This is a genomic window from Paenibacillus sp. AD87 (genome assembly GCF_001659845.1).
Lineage (GTDB): Bacteria > Bacillota > Bacilli > Paenibacillales > Paenibacillaceae > Paenibacillus > Paenibacillus marchantiae.
The window spans coordinates 3529390-3551211 of record NZ_LXQN01000007.1 but is presented as its reverse complement, the minus strand read 5'-3'; the positions used below and the strand labels follow the sequence as shown (position 1 = coordinate 3551211).

Below are 21822 nucleotides of genomic sequence, written 5' to 3'. Positions count from 1 at the left end.
TAGAAGTGACAACAACTATACCATTGTGGGACCATGCAGCACCTTATGCGGCCAAGGGTCATGAGGATGAAATGCCCCATCTGATTCCATTTATTCAGCCGGGTTCCGAGAGCGCTGTCATTATATGTCCGGGTGGGGGCTATGGATTTTTGGCCGATCATGAAGGAGCGCCAATCGCTGAATTGCTGAACCATGCGGGAATTAGCGCATTTGTGCTGAAGTACCGTGTGGCGCCCCACCAGCATCCGGCACCCATGACAGATGGTCAGCGTGCGATTCGTTATGTACGGGCTCATGCCGAGCAATATGGTATTCAACCTTCCAAAATTGCCGTACTTGGTTTCTCGGCGGGCGGTCATCTTACAGCCACGTTGGGAACCTTGTATGACGAGGGTCAACCAGATCACGAAGACCCAATTGAAAGGGAGAGTTCACGCCCGGATCGGGTTATTCTTTGTTATCCGGTAATTACAATGGACTCCTATGGACATGCCGGTTCTCGTGAAAATCTGCTTGGGTCAGATGTGTCTGCTGAACAGATCAAGGCTTTCAGTGCAGAGCAGCAGGTGAAAGCCGACGCTCCTGAAGCATTCATCTGGCATACGAGTGATGATCAAGCGGTCCCTGTAGAAAACAGTTTGCGTTACGCGCTTGCCCTGGGTGCACACGGTATACCATATGACTTGCATGTATTTGAAAAAGGTTCACATGGTTTGGGATTGGCAGAGGATGACCATGCCGTTCGGGCTTGGTCTGATCTGTGCCTGACCTGGCTTAAGAATCAAGGGTGGTAACCCGGCACTTGGCTGATCTATGTCTTTCCTGAATATGAAATATGAATACGAGTGATCTCACATATTTTAACGCTTATGAGAGCGAAGGAGAAAACGACAATGAAATTGCAAAAGAATGATAAGCTGCTTTTTATCGGAGATTCAATCACAGATTGTGGCCGTGAACATCCTGTTGGTGAAGGGAGTTCTGGACTGGGGCACGGCTATGTGGCGCAAGTGTATGCCTTGCTGCGTTCCATCTATCCGGAATTGATGCTGCGGATTCAGAATGTGGGTAATAGTGGGAATACAATCCGGGATTTGAAGCAGCGCTGGGACCGTGATGTGCTTGATCTCAAACCGGATTGGCTAACGATTATGATCGGGATCAATGATGTATGGCGTCAATTTGACAATCCGTTATCCACAGAATCGCAAGTTTTTCTGGAAGAGTATGAATCCACACTACGAGATCTGGTTGCTTCTGTTCGTCCTGGGTTGAAAGGACTTGTTCTGATGTCTCCTTATTATTTGGAAGCCAATCCGGAAGATCCGATGCGGGCTACGATGGATATATACGGTGAGGCTGTTCGTAGAGTAGCCGCTGAATATGACGCCATTTTCGTGGATACACAGGCTGCATTTACTCCATTCTGGGATCATTTCTATACGTCTGTGCTGACTTACGATCGGGTTCATCCCGATGCAACAGGCCATATGGTGCTTTCCAAAGCGTTCTTGGATGCCATTGGTTTCGAATGGTCAGGCGGCGTCAAATCTTAAAAAGGACGTGATGGCATGAGCGATTTGAACATTGCAGTACATACCCCGGCACTGTTGGGCGAAGGTCCTAGCTGGGATGCTGAACACAATCGATTATTATGGGTGGATATTGAAAGCTACAAGATCCATGTATACGTTCCAGCTACAGGAGAAGATCGGACTTATGATGTTGGCGAGCATGTAGGTGCGGTTGTGCCATACCATGATGATGAGGTTGTCGTTGCTTTGCGCAGTGGCTTCCACAGCTATAACTTGCTCACGGGAGAGTTACAGCCGATTGAAGATCCGGAGAAAGGCAAAGACAACAACCGTTTCAATGACGGGAAGTGTGACGCTCTTGGACGCTTCTGGGCAGGGACGATGAGCATGAACAATGAAAGCAAGGCAGGGGCATTTTATTGCCTGGAGGAAGGACAGCCTGTTCGAATGTTGTTCAGGGATGTATCCACATCCAATGGTTTGGGCTGGAGCCCGGATCAACAGAAGATGTACTACATTGATACGCCGACACGATCCATTGACCGTTTTGATTTTGATCTGGCTGCTGGAGAGATAACGAACCGGACAAGTGTAATTGCTATACCGGAGGAATTTGGCTATCCGGATGGAATGACAGTAGACAGTGAGGGAATGCTGTGGGTTGCCCACTGGGGCGGAGGAAGAGTTACTCGCTGGAATCCGCATACAGCAGAGCTGATGCAACAGATTGAGGTACCTGCAGATCAGGTGACATCCTGCTGTTTCGGAGGGCCGGAGTTGGAGGACTTATATATTACGACTGCCCGAATCGGTATTCGAGAAGAGCGGCTGACGGAGACGCCGAATGCTGGATCTCTATTTGTAATTAAACCGGGTGTGAAAGGGCAGAAAACTTACGCTTTTGGCGGGGGAGCACAGTCGGATACGAAATAAATGAAGGACAGTGTTACTAGAATTTTGTTCTTCGTCTATAAAATATTTATCAATGGAGAAGGGTGCTGTTTAAACAGCATCCTTTTTTTATGTTTTCAAAAGCGATATGCAGAAAAAAATACAAAAAATAGAATTTGGGCAGAAGGGGTTTTTTAATTGCCATCGAATGTTATTTATTGCAAGGTTAATCCAATGAATGGTAATCGAAATTTATTTATGAAAGCGTTTTATAAAATTGGAGAGGAGGTGGGGCTGGTTGCCTGTTCCAATGCATTAAATGTCTGACACTGCACTCATCAACATGATGACACAGCGGGGTTTACCGGATGCGATGAACATATTGAAGAGGAGGCTAAGTAATTATGAAAACGTTTTTGGGAAAGCTGCGGGTGATGAGTTTGACGGTTGCTGTTGCAGCAGTTTCGCTGGGAGTACTCGCTGGAACAACAGATGCGGCACCGAGTGATTCATACCAGTGGAAAAATGTCGTGACCGGGGCTGGTGGCGGTTTTGTGCCGGGAATTATTTTCAATGAGTCAGAGAAAGATTTGATCTATGCCCGGACGGATATCGGGGGAGCCTATCGCTGGAATCCTGTGAATGAGAGTTGGATTCCACTTACTGATTTTGTCGGCTGGGATGACTGGAACAAAAACGGTGTCGATGCGCTGGCAACAGACCCGGTTGATCCGAATCGAGTGTATATGGCTGTCGGCACGTACACGAATTCATGGGACAAAAACAACGGCTCCATCCTGCGCTCTACGGACCGCGGTGATACTTGGCAGACCACCACTCTTCCGTTCAAAGTCGGCGGTAACATGCCGGGACGTTCCATGGGGGAACGCCTGACCGTTGATCCGAATAAAAATAGCATTTTGTATTTTGGTGCACGCAGTGGCAACGGACTCTGGAAAAGTACGGATTACGGCGTAACCTGGAACAAAGTAACGAGCTTCCCGAATCCGGGTACGTATGTGGAAGACCCGTCTTATGAATATACCAGTGACATCGTGGGTCTTTCTTGGATCACGTTTGACAAATCAACAGGTTCTGCTGGACAGGCAACACAGACCATCTATGTCGGGGTAGCCGACAAAAATCAAAGCATATACCGCAGTACAAATGGAGGCGCAACGTGGACTGCTGTTGCTGGACAGCCTACAGGGTATTTACCTCATCACGGAGAACTGGATGCCAATGGAAATCTCTATATTTCATATAGCGATGGTGCAGGCCCTTATGATGGGGAAAAGGGAGACCTCTGGAAACTAAATACGACTACAGGGGTATGGACCAACATTAGTCCAGTGCCGAGCAGCAGCTCGGACAATTATTTTGGATACGGCGGACTGGCTGTAGATGCTCAGCATCCTGGTACACTGATGGTGGCAACCCTCAACTCTTGGTGGCCTGACGCGAATCTGTTCCGCAGTACGGACAGTGGAGCTACTTGGACCCGCATTTGGGAATTTGAAGGATATCCAAACCGTAAAATGCGCTATACACAGGATATTTCGGCCGCTCCTTGGTTGACCTTTGGGACGAATCCTGCACCGCCTGAAGTTTCTCCAAAGCTGGGCTGGATGATTGGCGATCTGGAGATTGACCCGTTTGACTCTGACCGCATGATGTATGGAACAGGTGCGACCATCTACGGCACGAAAAATCTGACAGACTGGGATGACGGCAACAAAATCAATATTTCAGTGATGGCCAAAGGGGTCGAGGAGATCGCGGTTCTGGATCTGATCAGCCCGCCAAGCGGTGCACATTTGTTAAGTGGGGTAGGGGATGTCTCGGGATTCCGTCATAACAATCTGGATCAGTCACCAGCTACGATGTTTACCAGCCCCAACTACTCTTCTACGGAAAGTCTGGATTTTGCAGAGTTAAGTCCGAATACCATGGTTCGCGTTGGTAAAGCAGACTATACTGCTGATCCGAATGCAAAATCCATTGGTTTATCCAGCGATGGTGGGACCACGTGGTATAAGGCAAACGCAGAGCCTGCCGGTACAACCGGAGGAGGAACCGTAGCTATCTCGGCAAATGGTAATCGACTTGTATGGAGCACGTCGGACAAGGGTGTGCATTATTCCACTGGCGGCAACTCATGGACAGCGAGTTCAGGTATACCCGTACAGGCAAAAGTGATCTCCGACCGGGTAAATCCGAACAAATTCTATGGATTTGCTGCCGGTAAAGTCTATGTGAGCACCAATGGTGGTGCCTCCTTCACTGCATCTGCGGCAACTGGGCTTCCGGTTGAAGGTAACGCGGATCTGGACGCTGTTCCAGGAACGGAAGGCGAACTTTGGTTTGCAGGCGGCAGTGAAGAGGAAGGGCCATATGGTCTGTGGCATTCCACCGATTCAGGAGCGACCTTTACCAAGCTTGCAAATGTGGAGGAAGCGGACAGCATCGGTTTTGGTAAAGCGGCACCTGGGCAGAACGTAGTCGCGCTGTACACGATTGCTAAGATTGATGGAACACGTGGATTTTTCCGTTCCGATGACGGCGGGGCGAATTGGGTACGGATTAACGATAATCAGCATCAATATGCACGTGTGACCACGATTACAGGTGATCCACGTTTGTATGGAAGAGTGTATCTGGGTACGAATGGACGAGGCATTTTATATGCTGACCGTATTGGTGGGAACAATGGCGGTGGAGAAGGTGGAGGCGAGACTCCGGTGACCAGTTCGGCCATCACACCAGTGAATGCGGAATTTGATAAAAATACAGGCAATCAGGTAGATATTCCTGTAACGTTGACACTGAACGGAAACACGCTTAGTGCAATACGTAATGGCAATACAACGCTGGTTTCAGGTACGGATTACACATTATCGGGCAATCAGGTCGTGTTGAGTAAAACCTATCTGGCTTCTTTGTCCAAGGGAAGCGCGGCGTTAACCTTTCATTTCAGTGCAGGCAATGATGCGATTCTGAATCTGACGATCAAAGACACGACGGCTGTACCCGCAGGAGCCATTCGAATTGAGATGTTCAATGGAACGACTTCAGCAACGGGGAACTCGATTAATCCCAAGATCAAATTAACGAATACAGGTACTTCGGCCATTAATCTTTCCGACGTCAAAATTCGTTACTATTATACGATCAATGGCGCTCAAGCCCAAAACTTTTTCTGTGACTGGGCAACAGCTGGAAACGACAATGTTACAGGGGCGTTTAGCGCGCTGTCGACCCCAGTGACCGGAGCAGATTCCGTGCTGGAGATTGGTTTCAAAACTTCTGCGGGTTCATTGGCAGCGGGGCAAAGTACTGAAATTCAGGCACGTTTCTCCAAAACAGACTGGACCAACTACACTCAGACGGATGATTATTCGTTTGCTCCAAGTCAAACAGCCTATACTGACTGGAACAAAGTAACGGGATATATTGCCGGAAGTCTTCAATGGGGGATCGAACCTTAGACCTGAACTTGAAATGAAAGTATGACTTAATTTAAACGTACATCGATAAGAAGTCCTGGCTCGCCGAAAATGATTCATGGCGCGCCGAGGCTTCTTATTTTGTCGAAATATAGTGTACACTAAAGAGACTTTCCGTTAGCATTTTGCATTATTCGAATCAACTCACTCCCGGGTACAAGATAAAGACGAATAGATGCATTTCAATCTATATCTTGCTGATTGAAAGTCGCTCTATGGATTTATGCAAAATGCCTACCATTGCTTAAACGTTCGTTTTGAGATATAAAAAGAAGTACAAAACTTTTAAATTAATGTAACCGCTAACACGGGGATGCCATTCTATCCGATATATGATGGTATATCTTGAACAGACATAGAAGAAAGATTAGACAAGGGGGTCAAGGGTCATGAACCGGTTGTGTAAGGTGCTGATTGTTGACGATGAGTTTCTTGTAAGGCAAGGCATTAAGCACCATATGAACTGGGAAGCTGAAGGTTTTCAGATTGTAGGTGAAGCTTCCAACGGGGAAGAAGGGCTTGAACAGGTACACTCATTACAGCCGGATATTGTCATTACGGACATCGTAATGCCTGTGATGGATGGGGAAACATTTGTCAGGACGTTAAAAGCCAGTCATCCGCAGATTGAGGTTATCGTACTTAGCAGCTTCAGTGAATTTGAATATGTACGTTCAACGCTCCAGAATGGAGCAGCAGACTATATATTGAAACCCAAACTGGATACCAATGAATTATTACAAGTACTTCAGCGTACGGCTGGCAAAATTCCCGAATTGCAGTTTGAGCCTTCTCATGATGGGTGGAGGCTCGGACAACTGATGGAGAAAATGCTGTCCGGTTTTACGTTGGATGAGGATAATGAGTTGCTTATGATTAGGGAGACGTTTCCTCACCGATGCTTCCGCTTACTCGTATATAAGCCGCAGGATACACAAGTACGTGTGCACAAACTGGATAACGAGCAATTGGAGTCCAGGTTACGGGATCTGCTCCCCGACGTGGAGTGCGCAATCGTTCCGGCCGAAGGTACCTCGCCAGTGGTGCTCCTTAATGTTGAGCCTGCGAAGGATGAATGGATGGTGCAGCGAATTAAGGAGTTGGCGAGCGAGAATAAGGACGGGCAGGACGGACCTTGCTGGGTGCTGAGCGACAGCTTCTCTTCATTTGAAGAGATGGGGGACGTATATCGAACACGTCTGATCAAGCTAATGGAGTATCGCTTTTATTATGAGGACCGATCTATTCTGGTGTATGGCGAACTTCCGCCTCTTCACCCTGCAGGATATCAGTTCAATGTGAACATGTTTTTGCAGCATGTGAAGCGAAATCGAACAGAAGCCGCAAGAGAATATTTGCAGGAGCATGCCCTTACGTTGGGGCGGGATTATATTGCGGATGTGTTTGAAATTAAGTCCTTTCTGGGCAATCTGATCTTTAACGTAACCATTACCTTGGCTGATATGGATGTGCAGTCCGCTGCACTGGAAGAGAGCAAGTATGCCTATTTCAAACATGTGGATGGCGCCTCTAGTCTAACAGAAGCGATGAATGTGCTGGATCAGTTCATGGCTGAGGTACAGGAGTGCACCACTGGAGAGGGCGCAAGACGAAGTGATCCGAATATGAAAATGCTGCTGGAATATATGCATCAGCACTTTGATCAGCCACTCGGACTTGCCGAAGTAGCCAAGCATTTTCATTTTAATCCATCGTACTTGTCCAGTTATTTCTCTTCACACAAAAAAGAAGGCTTTAACGAATATTTGAATAAAATTCGGATTGAAAAGGCAGAGGAACTCCTCCGCTCAGACGATGTTACCATTTCCGAAATTAGCAGCATGGTAGGGTATTCCGACCACAGTTACTTTTGCAAGGTGTTCAAAAAATTTACCGGACTGTCACCGAGCCGATACCGGCGAAAATTCTGGGCATAACGTCAGAAGGAAGAAATAAATGAAGAAATGGATGAATGCATTCTCAAGGCTTGGACTTTTCCCAAAACTGTTCCTCGTTATGTTCGTTAGCATCATTCTTGTCTCCGTGCTCATTCTATGGACATCAATTCATATGTCGACCAAGCTGTTTACCGAGACGTTCAGTATTACGAACTCCAAGGTACTTAGCCAGATTAAAACGAACTTTGAATCCTTTAACGATGCGATTGCTGCTGTATCCAATAATGTTAGCCAAAGCGGGGCAATTCGTGGTTATCTGTCTGAGGGGGAGGGTGACTCCCTCACGATGGCAAAATCCTATTATAATATGAGAGAAACGATGGACCGGATTCAATCGATTACGGAGTCCTATGAAGTTGGTATAACGATTAGCGGTATTAATGGACGTACGTATTCCACCGATCGATCTCATCTTCGTTTATCAGCGGATGAATTGAAAGAGCAGCCGATTACGCTGGAAGCAGCGGCCAGTCCAAATCGAATTATTTTTGACGACTATCAGACGAATGATGAGACTGCCCAGCAGATGATCTCAGCGACCAAGGCATTGACGGATCGTGCTGAAAACCGACTCTATGGTACGTTGTATGTCACCATGAGAGAGAACGCATTTCGTCAGTTCTACAGTAGCTTCACGAGCAGAGGCAATGATGTGGTTATCCTGAATGATGCGGGTGAGATTGTATCGTCCAATCGTGAAGAGTGGATCGGCACCACTCAACTCGAATTGCTGACCTATGCCAGAGAAATGAATAACGAAAGTGTAAAAGGTGTAAATGCGCGGGTCATGGATCAGGACAGTGTGGTATTGTCCGAGTACTTACCATTTTATCGGTTTTATATCGTAAATGTGGTCGATAAGGATCTCGCGATGGGGCAGCTGATTGACATGAAGACGATCGCTCTGATCTGTGCAGCCATTGTAGCAGGAGCACTTATACTGGTGTTTCTTATTACGAATCAGATCACGAAGTCGCTGCGCAGACTTGTGAAGCAGATGTCCAATATAACCAAAAGTGATCTGGACAACTATATACCAGTCAGCGGAAGTTATGAGAGTAGACAGTTAGGTCATGCCTATAACTACATGCTGGACGAACTGCATGATTATGTGGATCAGCTGGTACTTACACAACGAGAGCAACGAAATGCCGAACTAGCAGCGCTGCAAAGTCAGATTAATCCTCATTTCCTTTACAATACCCTGGCTTCCGTGAAAGTCCTGGTTCAGCAAGGCAACAAGGATAGGGCTGCCGAAACCATCAATGCGCTGATCTCCTTATTGCAGAATACGATTAGTAATGTGAGTGAGACGATAACGGTGGAGCAAGAAGTCGAAAACCTGAAAAACTATGTATTCATTAATCATGTCCGATACGGAGGGCGCATTAAAGCAGCCTTCTACGTAGCTCCGGATTGTACACATTATCATGTACCCAAACTGGTGATTCAGCCCTTTATCGAGAATGCCTTCTTCCATGGATTCATTTCCAAGGAAACAGGCACCATCCATGTGATGGTCTCCAGAGCCGGTGAGTCATTAATATGCGAGATTATGGATAACGGGGACGGAATAGAGGGATTCTCCATGGGTGAGTCGCTGCCCAATCCGAAGAATAATCGGCAATTGTTTAGTGGTATTGGTATCCGGAATGTACATGATCGCATAGAGCTATTGTACGGGGCACCTTATGGTGTAACCATAATGAGCAAACCGGGAGAGGGAACAAGGGTTACTGTTACACTTCCGTTGATTACGAGCTAATAATAGCTTTTGAGTGAATACAAGGTCGTTATTTTTATGAAAAGGTGGCTTTATAGAAGGTCTTCCTGGGTTGTCGATGACAACACGGGAGGGCCTTTTTGGTGCTCAGAGCGTAAGAATTCAGCCAGACTTGTAAAATATTCAGATCAAAAAAGTACAAAATCAAAAGAAATTACAAAAAAACAAATTTAATGCAAGCGGTTTCTGTAAAGGTTTTCATTGTGGCAATAAGATGACAAATCAACACAAAATTATTACTAACGAATGAAGATTTGGGAATGATAAGATGAATTCATCGAGAGCAAACGCTTTCAGAAAACGCAAACAAATTACACACAAAGAGGTCGAAGGGGAGTTGAATCGTTTGAAAAAAATGTGGGTACTGATGCTCGTTACTGTCCTGCTGTTGTCTGCATGTTCTTCCGGTGGTGGAGGGAACAAGGCAAGTGAGGGTGAAAAAACCGCTAATGAAATTACGATCTGGGCTTGGGACAAAGCGTTTAACGTCGCTGCATTAGAAACAGCAAAAGAAGCCTATCAAAAACAAAATCCTGATTTGAAAATCAATATCATTGAATATGCTCAAGCTGACATTATCCAAAAGCTGAATACAGGTTTGAACTCGGGAACAAGCAGCGGCCTTCCGAACATTGTTCTGATTGAAGATTACCGTGCACAAAGTTTCCTGAACGCTTACCCTGATGCATTTAAAGATATGTCCTCTACAATCAAAGCTTCCGATTTCGCAGAGTACAAACTGGGACCAACCGCTTTTGATGGCAAACAGTTTGGTGTTCCGTTTGACTCTGGTGTAACAGGTCTCTACTACAGAACAGATTTGCTGGAGCAAGCAGGCTACAAAGCAGCTGACCTTCAGGACATCACATGGGATGATTACATCAAAATCGGTAAAGATGTGAAAGCCAAAACGGGCAAAGATCTGATCACACTTGATCCTAACGATTTGGGTCTGATCCGTATGATGATTCAATCCGCAGGTTCATGGTATTCCAAAGAAGATGGTAAAACACCTGATCTGGCTGGCAATGCAGCGTTGAAAGAAGCATTTGTAACGTACAAAGCAATGATGGATGCAAATATCGTTAAGTTGAACTCTGACTGGAGCCAATTCGTGGCAGCATTCAACAACGGTGATGTTGCTACCATTCCTACAGGAAACTGGATTACACCATCCGTGCGTCAAGAAGCATCCCAATCCGGCAAATGGGCGGTAGCACCACTTCCTAAAATGGCTGGACAATCGAATTCTGTACACGCATCCAACTTGGGTGGCAGCTCTTGGTACGTCATGAATAATGTTGCTGGTGCAGACCAAGCGGCTGACTTCATGGGTAAAACATTCGGTTCTGATAAACAATTGTATCAAGATTTGCTGAACAACATTGGTGCAATCGGCACGTACAAACCGGCGGCAGAAGGCGAAGCATTTGATAAAGCCGACGAGTTCTTCGGTGGACAAAAAGTGTTTGCTGATTTTGCAAAGTGGACACAAGAAATCCCTAGCGTAAACTACGGTATCAACACATATGCCATCGAGGACATTCTGGTTGTTGAAATGCAAAACTTCCTGAACGGCAAAGCGATTGATGACGTTCTGGCTGATGCACAGAAACAAGCTGAAGCACAATTAAACTAAGATGATCCACGGTAACTTATAGAACCCAAGGAAGCATCGGAGCCGTTCCACTGTCTGGCACAAGCAATAGCCGACCCGGACATGGTGGAGGCTCCCTGGGTTCTATCCATGTTACACGGAGAGAGAGGAGCCATACTGTGAAAGCCAAAGCCATGAATACAGGAGACAGTCTGCAAAAGAAAAATAATTTGACTGGATGGGCTTTTATATCGCTCGCTGTTATCGGGATCGTTGCATTTTACTTCTATCCGATGCTGCAAGCGCTGCTCTTATCGTTCAAGTCGGGTGTAGGAGCCAATCTTGAATTTACGGGCCTGGATAACTATAAAAGATTATTCATTGATACAACGTTCCGAACTGCTGTATCCAATACATTTCTGTACTTGATCATTCAAGTGCCTGTCATGATTATTCTCGGTTTGTTTATTTCCGTTTTATTGAATGACAGTACGTTACGCTTCCGTAGCTTCTTCCGTACTGCTATCTTCCTGCCTTGCGTAACCTCATTGGTTGCCTACTCTGTCGTATTCAAATATCTGTTCTCTTCTGACGGTATGGTTAACCAATTCCTGATGAATTTGCACGTGATTGCTGAACCGATTCAATGGATCACTGACCCGTTCTGGGCTAAAATTACGATTATAATCGCTGTTACTTGGCGTTGGACCGGATATAACATGATTTTCTATCTGTCATCTCTTCAGAACATTGATCAGTCGATCTATGAAGCTGCACGGATTGATGGAGCAAATGCTTTCACGCAATTTTTCAAAATTACCGTTCCATTGCTCAAACCGATTATCCTGTTCACCTCCATTACATCGACGATTGGTACATTACAAATTTTCGATGAGATTATGAACATCACCAAAGGTGGTCCGGGTAATGCGACGATGTCCATCTCCCAGTACATTTATAACCTTTCGTTCAAATATTCACCGGACTTCGGATATGCGGCAACCGTTTCGTATTCCATCGTGCTGATGATTATCGTATTGTCCATTATCCAGTTCAAAGTGGCAGGTGAGAGAAATGGCTAAAGCAAAAGCAAAACGTATATTCACATATGTCTTCTTGTCCATCGTTGCATTTGTGTCCATCTTCCCATTCTTCTGGATGCTTGTTAGTTCGACCAATGCTTCTGTAGATGTCACCAAAGGCAGACTGCTTCCTGGATCGGCTTTCCTTGATAACTTCAACAAATTGCTGGATTCAACCAATCTGGTACAGGCTCTTGGAAATTCGGCGATTGTTTCCGTTATTTCCACGATTCTTGCTTTGCTGATTGGTTCCTTGGCCGGTTATGGATTCGAAGTATATCGGACGAAATCACGTGATATCGTATTTAACATTCTGTTGCTGTCGATGATGATTCCGTTCGCAGCGCTGATGGTTCCTTTATACCGGATGTTTGCTACGATCTCTGGTTTTGCACCGTTCATCGGTATCAACACCATGGCCGCAGTTATTCTGCCGACCATCACAACGGCGTTCCTAATCTTCTTCTTCCGTCAGAACACCAAAATGTTCCCGAAAGAGATGCTTGAAGCTGGCCGGATTGATGGTTTGAGCGAAATTGGGATCTTCCTGAAGATCTACATGCCAACGATGAAAACAACATATGCAGCCGCTGCGATCATCACATTCATGAGCAGCTGGAATAACTACCTGTGGCCTCTCGTGGTGCTGCAAACGCCAGACCAACAGACGATTCCGTTGTTAATCTCGAACCTCGGTTCCAGCTATTCACCGGATTATGGTGTCATCATGACCGCCATCGTCATCGCGACATTACCAACAGCCATTGTATTCTTCATTATGCAAAAACACTTTGTCGCAGGTATGGTTGGTTCCGTTAAGTAATGCATCATCATTAAACCGTCTGAATGGACGTCAATGTAGAAGAGAGAGAAGAGGACGCCAGACATGGCGTGCCTCTGTCTTTCTGTTTGTTTATGTTTGTTTCGTAAAAGGAAAATAAGAATCTGCACTGAATAAGTAATAAATATATTTGTTTCAAGAGGGAGAGAGAGCCGAATGAAAGCAACACATGCAGATATTAACTGGCTGGGCGATGTAAGCGTTTTTGAAGTAAACCGCCTTAACGCTTACTCGGATCATCGCTATTACCGTACTATGGAAGAAGCGAAAGCATCCGGTGCAATGACTATGCGCTACAATCTTAACGGAACGTGGAAATTTAATTATGCGATCCGTCCGGATTGCCGCCCCGAAGCTTTTTACAATCAGGAATTCTCCAGTGCCGGTTGGGATGATATTGAAGTGCCGGGGCATATTCAGCTCCAAGGATACGGTCAGATCCAATACGTAAATACACAATACCCTTGGGATGGCTTAAACGATCTGCGTCCACCTGCATTGCCGCAGGACCAAAACCCGGTAGGCAGTTATATTCGCACTTTCCATTTGCCAACAGGCTGGCAGAACAGTCCGGTATATATTTCGTTTCAGGGTGTAGAATCTGCATTCTATGTATGGCTTAACGGACAGTTTGTCGGGTATGGGGAAGACAGCTTTACCCCATCCGATTTTGATCTGACACCATTCCTCCAGGACGGAGAGAATAAACTGGCTGTGGAAGTGTATCAACGCAGCACAGGCAGTTGGTTGGAGGATCAGGATTTCTGGCGGTTCTCCGGCATTTTCAGAGATGTGTATCTGTATACTGTGCCGGCTGCGCATATTCGCGATGTGCGGGTTGTGACGGATCTGGACAAGTCTTATACCCATGGTACGTTAAACGTGGATCTGAAGCTTGAAGGAAAAGCTGCTGCTGGAGCCAAAGTGAAGGCTGAACTGCGGGATGCTGTAGGCAACACGGTGAAAACATTTGGTGGTATCGAAGTTACCAATGGTCTGGTGAGCCTTCGTGAGGAGATTGGCCAAGTAAACCTGTGGAGCGCGGAGATTCCTTACCTTTATCGTCTGTACATTCAAGTATATGATGCAGCAGGCGAGCTGTTGGAAGTTGTACCTCAGGCCGTTGGCTTCCGTACATTTGAAATGATCGATAAAGTGATGCACATCAACGGTAAACGTATTGTCTTCAAAGGGGTAAACCGTCACGAATTCAATCCGCGTCGCGGACGCGCTGTAACCAAGGAAGATATGCTGTGGGATGTTCAGACGATCAAACAAAACAATATGAACGCTGTTCGTACATCTCACTATCCAAACCAAAGCCTATGGTATGAACTGTGTGATGAATATGGATTGTATGTGATTGATGAAATGAACCTGGAGACACACGGATCATGGCAAAAACTGGGTGCAGTTGAGCCTTCGTGGGTTATTCCTGGCGACCGTCCAGAGTGGCATGATATCGTTATGGATCGTGCGGTGTCGATGGTGGAGCGGGATAAAAACCATCCGTCCATTCTGATCTGGTCTTGTGGTAACGAGTCTCATGGTGGTGAAGTGATCTATAAAGTTTCGCAATATTTCAAATCGGCTGATCCTACACGTCTTGTTCATTATGAAGGTGTGTTCCACGATCGTCGCTTCAACGATACGAGCGATATGGAATCACGCATGTATGCCAAACCGGCCGACATTGAGGAATTCTTGAACGCGAATCCGGAAAAACCATATATCAGCTGTGAGTATATGCATGCCATGGGTAACTCCATTGGCGGTATGCATAAGTATACGGAACTCGAAGACAAGTATCCGATGTATCAGGGCGGATTCATTTGGGATTACATTGATCAAGCCATATACAAAAAAGATCGTTACGGCAAAGAGTTCCTTGCTTATGGCGGAGATTTCGGTGATCGTCCTTCGGACTATTCGTTCTGTGGAGACGGCATTGTGTACGCAGACCGCAGAGTGTCTGCCAAGATGCAGGAAGTCAAATTCCTGTACCAAAACCTCAAGCTGTTCCCGGATCGGGAAGGCGTGAAAATCGTTAACGATAATTTGTTTGCAGACACATCTGAATTCGAACTGGTATACAGTCTGGATCGGGAAGGTCACGAAGTGCTGCATGGAACGTTGGAGGTAAACGTGGGTCCACAAAGCGAGACCGTTGTGAAACTTCCACTTGATGTGGAATCTCTTACTGGCGGGGAATACGCAGTGAATACCGCGTTTGTATTAAAAGCAGCAACATTGTGGGCAGAAAAAGGCGAGGAAGTTGCCTTTGGACAGTTTGTATTTCCTCAGGAAAAGTCGGAAATTGTGGAGTCCGATCTGAACCTGACAAATGAAATTCAGGTCGTTGAAGGGGACGTTAATATCGGGGTAAGGGTAGGTCAGACCCATGTCCTGTTCTCCAAGGCTTTCGGAACATTGGTATCCCTGAAGCTGTCAGGTCAAGAGACGATTGCACAGCCTCCAATGCCATTATTCTGGCGTGCGACCACCGATAATGATAAGGGTACTGCTATGGGCTTCGAGCTTGGGGCTTGGTATGCTTCAAGTCTGCTGCCTAGATGTGTGAACTGGAAAGCGGAACAAAACACGGATCAATATCGGATCGAATTCACGTACAAACTTAATATTTCGGCAGATGTACAAGTGAAAGTGGCTTATACCGTCCGTGCAGATGGTAGTGTGCATGTGCATAATACGTATAAAGGAACGGCAGGTCTGCCAGATCTTCCGATTCATGCGCTCTCCTTCAAGACATCTCCGGAGTTTGAAAATGTGGAATGGCTGGCGATGGGACCTGAAGAAAATTATGCGGACCGTGCATTTGGCGCTCGTCTGGGTATCCATGACAGCAAGGTAGCAGATACCGTTGCTCCATATCTTGTACCGCAAGAGTCGGGCAACCGTACGGGTGTACGTTGGGCCAAATTGACCGACAACGCGGGACGTGGCTTTAAAATTGAATCGGCTGGAGTTCCAGTCGAGCTGAATGTATCCCCATATACGGCATTTGAGCTGGAGAATGCACAACATGCATATGAGCTGCCTCCGGTGCATTATACGGTTGTAACGGTAGCCGGCAAACAAATGGGCGTAGGTGGTGACGATAGCTGGGGCGCACCGGTTCATCCGGAGTACCGCATCGCCTCGGACGGCGAACTGCAATTTGAATTTGTCATTCGTGCGCTGTAATAGCGCTATATAAAAATGTAGCTAAAGGACAGAGGTCTCCAAAACTGGGGGCCTCTGTTTGCTGTTATCAGATGATGAGCTATGAAACCGCTACCGTACCTGTCTCGTACTGTACTGGACATGGATAAAGGAGGGGTTTATTTTGAGCAGAAAAGCAAAGACGGGTGTATGGGTAACGGTACTCGTTATACTAGGCATCATTGTGGGATGCTTCATCTGGTATTTTAATACGGCTTCAGGTGAACGTGCGCTGAAAACGATGCGGTCCAACAACTCCGGGGGTCTGGAGCGTGTGGTTAACGTATACAGTAATTCGGGGGAATTGATTCATACGTATGAGGGTAAGATTGATTTGCAAGATACGGAGTATGGAAATAAGGTGCTTTTTGATCTGGATGGCAAACGGATTGTGATCTATAACGCGACAGTGATTAGTGAAGAGAAGTAAATGAGGGACGGTGTGAGAGTTCAGGCAGGAGCATTCCTATGACACTCTTTCGCTCATATGGTAAAATTAAGGAAATGAAGTGGAGAGGTGATGAGAGGCATGTTCATGGAGATGTTGTTGGCCCTGATTGCCATACTCGGAATGGTCGCATTCTATTGCTTAATCGCTTATTTCCTAATTCGTCTTATTTCCAGAAAAGCATTCAAGCGCACGTTAACCAAGTATGAAACAATTGAAATATTGGTATGGGCAGCAATGGTGTTCTTTGCTATTGTGATGATTAAGAATCAGTCATGGAATATGTTGCTGCTTGTAGTTCTCCTTATGGTTTCAATGATTAACCTACACCGTTCAAATCGGAAATACAGAGAGATGAGCAAAGAGATGAACAAAGAGGGACTTTAATATGATACTGGATAAGTCGACAGACACCTCAGGGTTAACACAGGTTGCCGCACTTTCGGATGAATTACAGCCTGTGTTTGACAAAGCAGAACGTAAATATCAAGCGTGTGGCATTGAGCTGTTCTTTGTTTTCAGATGTCTGCCTGAAGAATATGAGAGAAAATCGACGGTCAGATACGCTAAGAAGGACAATACGATTTACTTTGATATGACGGTCAGTGAGGATCAGTATAAAACGTCTAGCAAAAGCAGACAGCGATATGAGCTGAGTCATTATTTCTATGCTCTTCTGAGCGACAAACTGAAGAAATATAAGATCGAACACTTGGATCATACGGAATTTATGAATGACATGGAAGAATGGCTTAAAGAAATTGGATGGTTACAATCCGAATTAGAGGCCAGTATGGATGAATATCGGGAATAGGGTTGTCTGATGGCGGTTTTATAATTAGTCAATGGGGTTATGGTACATAATAAAGATAACAAAAAGAAGCCCTCTTTCGAGAGCTTCTTTTTCATGGGAGAGGAGAAACCGGACGAAGAGCTTATGGGGAAACGTAAGTCTTCTCCGCGGTTGTCTACGACACTTGTGATGTCGATAATTAAAGGATGGCCGGAAAGTTTCCTTTTTATACATATCCGTTAACAATTGCGTCAACAATTTTCTTGAGAGAAAGCAGACGCACTATTTTTCAAACTGAACCCGATTGTGGTACGATAGCTTTATCAATAAACTTACATAGAGAGAAAAGGTGACTCATCAGTGAGAGTGGTATCTGGGAGTGCGAAAGGCAGACCGCTGAAGGCTGTTCCTGGCACAGGGACGCGGCCGACCACCGACAAGGTGAAGGAAGCGTTGTTTAGTATGATTGGCCCTTATTTTGAGGGCGGTACAGCATTGGATCTGTTTGCAGGCAGTGGAGGTCTCGGTATTGAGGCGCTGAGCCGCGGCATGGACAAGGCTGTTTTTGTTGACTTGGAATCGAAAAGTATTGAAGTGATCCGTGCAAATCTGAAAGCAACCAAGCTGGAAGATCAGGCGGCCATATACCGGAATGATGCCAGTCGTGCATTGAAGGCGCTCGCCAAGCGAAACACACAATTTGATCTCGTATTTCTGGATCCACCCTACCGTATGAAAAATGGGGACGAGTTAATGCTTACGATGCACGAACTGGATCTGCTTGAACCGGAAGCGACCATTGTGCTTGAATATGAATCCAAATATAGTTACCCTGAGCAATTCGGCCCGTTTGAACAAACGCGCAAGGCATTGTATGGGGAGACAGCTGTATCCATCTATTATTATGCACCTACTGCAACAACAGAAGATGGAGAACCTAGCGCAGCAGAAGAGGAGGCTCCTCATGAGTGAAATGATACATCGTCAGGAACGAATTGCCGTATATCCAGGCAGTTTTGATCCCGTAACTATGGGCCATCTGGACATTATTGCCCGGGCGTCGAAGCAGTTCGATCGCGTCATCGTGGCTGTATTGAATAATATGAGCAAAAATCCATTATTTACGGTGGAAGAACGCAAGAGTCTTATTACGGAAGTCACGAGTCATCTGCCTAATGTGGAGGTGGACAGCTTCCGTGATCTGACGGCAAATTATGTACGGCAAAAAGATGCTCAGGTCATTGTCCGCGGTATCCGCTCGGTGACGGATTTTGAATATGAGCTTCAGCTGGCTTCGACGAACAGCAAGTTAAATCCGGATGCGGAAACCATTTTTATGATGACCAATCCTAAATATTCTTATCTGAGCTCCAGCATCGTCAAGGAAATTGCCCACTACCACGGAGATGTCACCGATCTGGTCTCACCTGAAGTGGAAGCTGCGCTGCGTCAGAAAATTAGCGAGAAAACCGGCGGTTAAACCAGAAGGTCAGCCCGGATAGGCAGATCATGACGGTGAGCAGCAATGCCAGACCGATATAGGCAACAGGGAAACCATTCCAGACGGCATCGATGATGTCGGAGGTGTTCATGCCTACCAGGGACTGCTTGGTTAGGAAAGGTGTCAAACCATTGCCCGGATTGTTCTGAAACGTAGCCCAGACTTCGGAACTGTAACGGCTGAATGGCAGCCACAGCAGCAAGCTGATGAAAAATGCAACCAATGCATGAAGCAGGCGGATTCCGGCAAAATACAACATGGACGTTGTGGCAAGTCCCGCAGCTTTCAGCACGGCGGAGACTTGCAGATGAGAGCACAGACCACCCCAGCCGAGAACAGCTGCAAGCAAAGACACTAGCAGAACGGGTGTCAGTGGGCTCTGACTCAGGTGATAAGTTCCGAGATGCAGTTCCAGCAGTGAGGGCCAAAAAGCAACTGAAGTACCGGGGGTGATATAGAGAGTGAGCAGCCGAACAAACACGGCAAACACAATCATATATCCTCCGGTCATCATTAAAGTTTGTACAGCTTGGGAGACCGTGTCACCAAGCAATTTGCCGAACCCGCGCCCGTCACGTTCCTGGGCTTCGCGGGCTGCAAGTATCATTTGTGACCCTAGGCTCCGTCGTTTATACGAAGAAGGGTTTGCAGTTGGGAATTCTTCCCCTTTTGATTCCTTGGGTAGGAGTCGTACTCCGATCATGGCTGCAATCCATCCACTAACCCAGTGAACGATCAGAAGGAAATATCCAGCAGCAGGCTGATGAAGAAAAGCTGCACCGATGACAAGTATAATCATCAATGGATTGGCAAAATGAGATGCTGATGCGACAATACCCGCCTGTTTGGCGGTAATTTGTTGATCCTGCACTAGGCGGGAGGCGGTATCTGCTCCTGCCGGAAAGCCGCCACACATGCCGACAACAATGGCCAGTCCGGCTTTGCCCGGCAGACGGAACCAGCGCTGCATTAATGGCCCTAATAAGACGCCAAGTGCGTGGGTAAAGCCGAATGCAGTCAGCATTTGGGATAACATCAGAAATGGAAGCATGGCAGGAAAGATGATTTTCCACCAAATGTCTAAACCTTGAATAGAGGCATCGAATGCATCTTTCGGAGATACAACTACTGCAATTACCAGCAATAAAGCGCCTGTACTCATAAGTACCGTTCGTAACGGTCCAGAGCCCGTAACTTCGCTCTGCATTGTCATTGTTTCACCTCATATGGATCGTGCCGCATACACTCGGCCAGGATTAGTTGTGGACGGCCGAATGACGTCCGTGGACGCTTCGGCCTTGACCGGATAAGCTACTGTAAACAGCGGCCTATCCGGCCTGTACCATTGTATGCAAAAGCATGAGAGTGTTAGACTTATAATTATTGAAAGATACGCAAAGAACGGGGGCTCATGCAATGAATCGGATTCGGAAATCTGGCGGATTCAGAGCTTCGATCTTTGTGATCGTGGTGGCTCTGGTCGTCTATGTTGCGGTATATATGCCAACGCCATATATCATTTATATGCCTGGTAGTGCCGACGAAGTAAAACCCATGGTTACCGTGAAAGAGGGAGATAAGGAAGAACGTGGTGTGTTTATGATGACGACAGTGTCGGCAACATACGCCAATGTGTTTTTGCTAGGAACCTCCTTGTTTAACCGAAATGCACAAGTGGATAAAAAAGAAGATCGGCTGCGTGGCAAAAGCGAAGCAGAATATTCTGCCGAACAGGTCTGGTTCATGAGTGATTCACAATCCTCGGCAATGGAGGCGGCTTATGAGCAGGCGGGAGTGAAATACTCCATTGTTCCTGAGCATATTTTTGTATTTGGGCTGTCCGAAGATCCAAAACCTAAGGGAGATATTGAGCCCGGAGATATTATTTTGGGTGTAAACGGAACGGCAACACCGGACAATACAGTGCTGTCTGAGCAGTTAAAGAACAAAAAGGTCGGAGAAACGGTTGAGATGCAATTAGAGCGAGGCGGAGAGACCATCAGCCGCGACGTTCAACTGATTGAAGTGAAAGACAGCAAAACCGGTGAAGTTCGCCCGGCATTGGGTGTCATGATCGGTGCGGTTCAGAAAGTGAAAGCAGAAGATCCGGATAAACAGATTTCCTTCACGGATACTCAGGTAGGTGGTCCATCTGCCGGACTGATGTTCACCCTGGAGATTTACAATCAGTTGACCCCTGGAGATTTGACGAAAGGTCACCGGATTGCTGGCACAGGCACCATTAACAAAGAAGGTGTGGTTGGCGCAATTGGTGGCGTTGTGCACAAAATTGTTGCGGCAGATCGGAAAGAAGCGGAGTTTTTCTTTGTGCCGAAGGATAATTATAAAGAAGCTGAAACTAAGGCTGAACAGATTGGCACCAAAATGAAACTCATCCCTGTCAGCACAGTGGATGATGCGCTGGCTTATCTGAAAACCTTGTCTGTCAAATCCTAAAACAATTATTCGCAACGAATAATGCTTGAACCAATATGAGAATGATGTGAAATCCCCCTATTGCAACGATGCCGAATCGGTGTGCGATAGGGGGATTTTGTTTGAGTAGTCGATATTAAACAACGCATCATCAACAGAGTTTGATTAATCTTATACCCGTAGATCAGGATTGCATCAATCTATGCGTAAGCGTTGGCTCCCGCAAAAA

17 protein-coding genes are annotated in these 21822 nt (G+C 46.3%); 16 read left to right on the top strand and 1 reads right to left on the bottom strand.

What is annotated here, in order from left to right:
* Positions 1-5: 5 nt before the first annotated feature.
* From gpAD87_RS15520 to coaD, 15 genes are all read left to right on the top strand, one after another.
* A complete protein-coding gene (locus gpAD87_RS15520; RefSeq protein WP_082935138.1) occupies positions 6-794 on the top strand; it encodes an alpha/beta hydrolase in 789 nt (262 codons plus the stop codon).
* A gap of 99 nt (positions 795-893) precedes the next feature.
* Positions 894-1556 carry an SGNH/GDSL hydrolase family protein gene (locus tag gpAD87_RS15515; RefSeq protein ID WP_064639106.1) on the top strand — a complete coding sequence of 221 codons (663 nt, stop codon included), beginning with the start codon at positions 894-896 and terminating at the stop codon, positions 1554-1556.
* 15 nt (positions 1557-1571) lie between these two features.
* Positions 1572-2468 (top strand): SMP-30/gluconolactonase/LRE family protein, encoded by an 897-nt coding sequence (locus gpAD87_RS15510; RefSeq protein WP_064639105.1) that lies wholly within the window; start codon positions 1572-1574, stop codon positions 2466-2468.
* A gap of 362 nt (positions 2469-2830) precedes the next feature.
* Complete coding sequence (locus gpAD87_RS15505; RefSeq protein WP_064639104.1) at positions 2831-5914, top strand: X2-like carbohydrate binding domain-containing protein; 3084 nt, start codon at positions 2831-2833, stop codon at positions 5912-5914.
* A 407-nt stretch (positions 5915-6321) separates the two neighbouring features.
* Positions 6322-7869: a response regulator transcription factor gene (locus tag gpAD87_RS15500; RefSeq protein ID WP_064639103.1), complete on the top strand. Its 1548-nt coding sequence runs from the start codon at positions 6322-6324 to the stop codon at positions 7867-7869.
* A gap of 19 nt (positions 7870-7888) precedes the next feature.
* The gene (locus gpAD87_RS15495; protein WP_064639102.1) at positions 7889-9655 is read left to right on the top strand and encodes a cache domain-containing sensor histidine kinase; all 1767 of its coding nucleotides are present in this window, start codon (positions 7889-7891) and stop codon (positions 9653-9655) included.
* Between the two features lie 373 nt (positions 9656-10028).
* Positions 10029-11312: an ABC transporter substrate-binding protein gene (locus gpAD87_RS15490; RefSeq protein ID WP_371121407.1), complete on the top strand. Its 1284-nt coding sequence runs from the start codon at positions 10029-10031 to the stop codon at positions 11310-11312.
* A 152-nt stretch (positions 11313-11464) separates the two neighbouring features.
* Positions 11465-12352: a carbohydrate ABC transporter permease gene (locus tag gpAD87_RS15485; protein ID WP_053783937.1), complete on the top strand. Its 888-nt coding sequence runs from the start codon at positions 11465-11467 to the stop codon at positions 12350-12352.
* Positions 12345-13175: a carbohydrate ABC transporter permease gene (locus gpAD87_RS15480; protein ID WP_063564679.1), complete on the top strand. Its 831-nt coding sequence runs from the start codon at positions 12345-12347 to the stop codon at positions 13173-13175. Before gpAD87_RS15485 ends, gpAD87_RS15480 begins: the two co-directional genes overlap by 8 nt.
* A gap of 174 nt (positions 13176-13349) precedes the next feature.
* Positions 13350-16397: a glycoside hydrolase family 2 TIM barrel-domain containing protein gene (locus gpAD87_RS15475; protein WP_064639101.1), complete on the top strand. Its 3048-nt coding sequence runs from the start codon at positions 13350-13352 to the stop codon at positions 16395-16397.
* Positions 16398-16539: 142 nt separating this feature from the next.
* Positions 16540-16845, top strand: a complete 306-nt coding sequence (locus gpAD87_RS15470; protein WP_063564677.1) for a hypothetical protein — start codon at positions 16540-16542, stop codon at positions 16843-16845.
* A gap of 105 nt (positions 16846-16950) precedes the next feature.
* A complete protein-coding gene (locus gpAD87_RS15465) occupies positions 16951-17250 on the top strand; it encodes a hypothetical protein (RefSeq protein WP_157258471.1) in 300 nt (99 codons plus the stop codon).
* Position 17251: 1 nt separating this feature from the next.
* Positions 17252-17677, top strand: coding sequence for a hypothetical protein (locus gpAD87_RS15460; protein WP_064639099.1), 426 nt, complete (start codon positions 17252-17254; stop codon positions 17675-17677).
* A 339-nt stretch (positions 17678-18016) separates the two neighbouring features.
* Positions 18017-18628, top strand: a complete 612-nt coding sequence (gene rsmD / locus gpAD87_RS15455) for a 16S rRNA (guanine(966)-N(2))-methyltransferase RsmD (RefSeq protein ID WP_064639098.1) — start codon at positions 18017-18019, stop codon at positions 18626-18628.
* Between the two features lies 1 nt (position 18629).
* A complete protein-coding gene (gene coaD, locus gpAD87_RS15450; protein ID WP_090807427.1) occupies positions 18630-19136 on the top strand; it encodes a pantetheine-phosphate adenylyltransferase in 507 nt (168 codons plus the stop codon).
* On the opposite strand, the gene gpAD87_RS15445 is transcribed toward coaD, so the two are convergent.
* Positions 19114-20370, bottom strand: coding sequence for a nucleoside recognition domain-containing protein (locus gpAD87_RS15445; protein WP_082935137.1), 1257 nt, complete (start codon positions 20368-20370; stop codon positions 19114-19116). The genes coaD and gpAD87_RS15445 overlap by 23 nt on opposite strands.
* Positions 20371-20573: 203 nt before the next feature.
* Between gpAD87_RS15445 and gpAD87_RS15440 the strand changes: the two genes are divergently transcribed.
* Positions 20574-21614 (top strand): SepM family pheromone-processing serine protease, encoded by a 1041-nt coding sequence (locus tag gpAD87_RS15440; RefSeq protein WP_064639097.1) that lies wholly within the window; start codon positions 20574-20576, stop codon positions 21612-21614.
* Positions 21615-21822: the final 208 nt, after the last annotated feature.

Excerpts from the sequence above, each read along its gene's own strand:
- gpAD87_RS15480 (WP_063564679.1), top strand. The coding sequence starts at position 12,345 with ATGGCTAAAGCAAAAGCAAAACGTATATTCACATATGTCTTCTTGTCC.
- gpAD87_RS15500 (WP_064639103.1), top strand. The coding sequence starts at position 6,322 with ATGAACCGGTTGTGTAAGGTGCTGATTGTTGACGATGAGTTTCTTGTA.
- gpAD87_RS15445 (WP_082935137.1), bottom strand. The coding sequence starts at position 20,370 with ATGACAATGCAGAGCGAAGTTACGGGCTCTGGACCGTTACGAACGGTA.
- gpAD87_RS15475 (WP_064639101.1), top strand. The coding sequence starts at position 13,350 with ATGAAAGCAACACATGCAGATATTAACTGGCTGGGCGATGTAAGCGTT.
- gpAD87_RS15505 (WP_064639104.1), top strand. The coding sequence starts at position 2,831 with ATGAAAACGTTTTTGGGAAAGCTGCGGGTGATGAGTTTGACGGTTGCT.
- coaD (WP_090807427.1), top strand. The coding sequence starts at position 18,630 with ATGATACATCGTCAGGAACGAATTGCCGTATATCCAGGCAGTTTTGAT.
- gpAD87_RS15440 (WP_064639097.1), top strand. The coding sequence starts at position 20,574 with ATGAATCGGATTCGGAAATCTGGCGGATTCAGAGCTTCGATCTTTGTG.
- gpAD87_RS15510 (WP_064639105.1), top strand. The coding sequence starts at position 1,572 with ATGAGCGATTTGAACATTGCAGTACATACCCCGGCACTGTTGGGCGAA.
- gpAD87_RS15460 (WP_064639099.1), top strand. The coding sequence starts at position 17,252 with ATGATACTGGATAAGTCGACAGACACCTCAGGGTTAACACAGGTTGCC.
- gpAD87_RS15465 (WP_157258471.1), top strand. The coding sequence starts at position 16,951 with ATGGAGATGTTGTTGGCCCTGATTGCCATACTCGGAATGGTCGCATTC.
- gpAD87_RS15485 (WP_053783937.1), top strand. The coding sequence starts at position 11,465 with ATGAATACAGGAGACAGTCTGCAAAAGAAAAATAATTTGACTGGATGG.
- gpAD87_RS15495 (WP_064639102.1), top strand. The coding sequence starts at position 7,889 with ATGAAGAAATGGATGAATGCATTCTCAAGGCTTGGACTTTTCCCAAAA.
- gpAD87_RS15490 (WP_371121407.1), top strand. The coding sequence starts at position 10,029 with ATGTGGGTACTGATGCTCGTTACTGTCCTGCTGTTGTCTGCATGTTCT.
- gpAD87_RS15515 (WP_064639106.1), top strand. The coding sequence starts at position 894 with ATGAAATTGCAAAAGAATGATAAGCTGCTTTTTATCGGAGATTCAATC.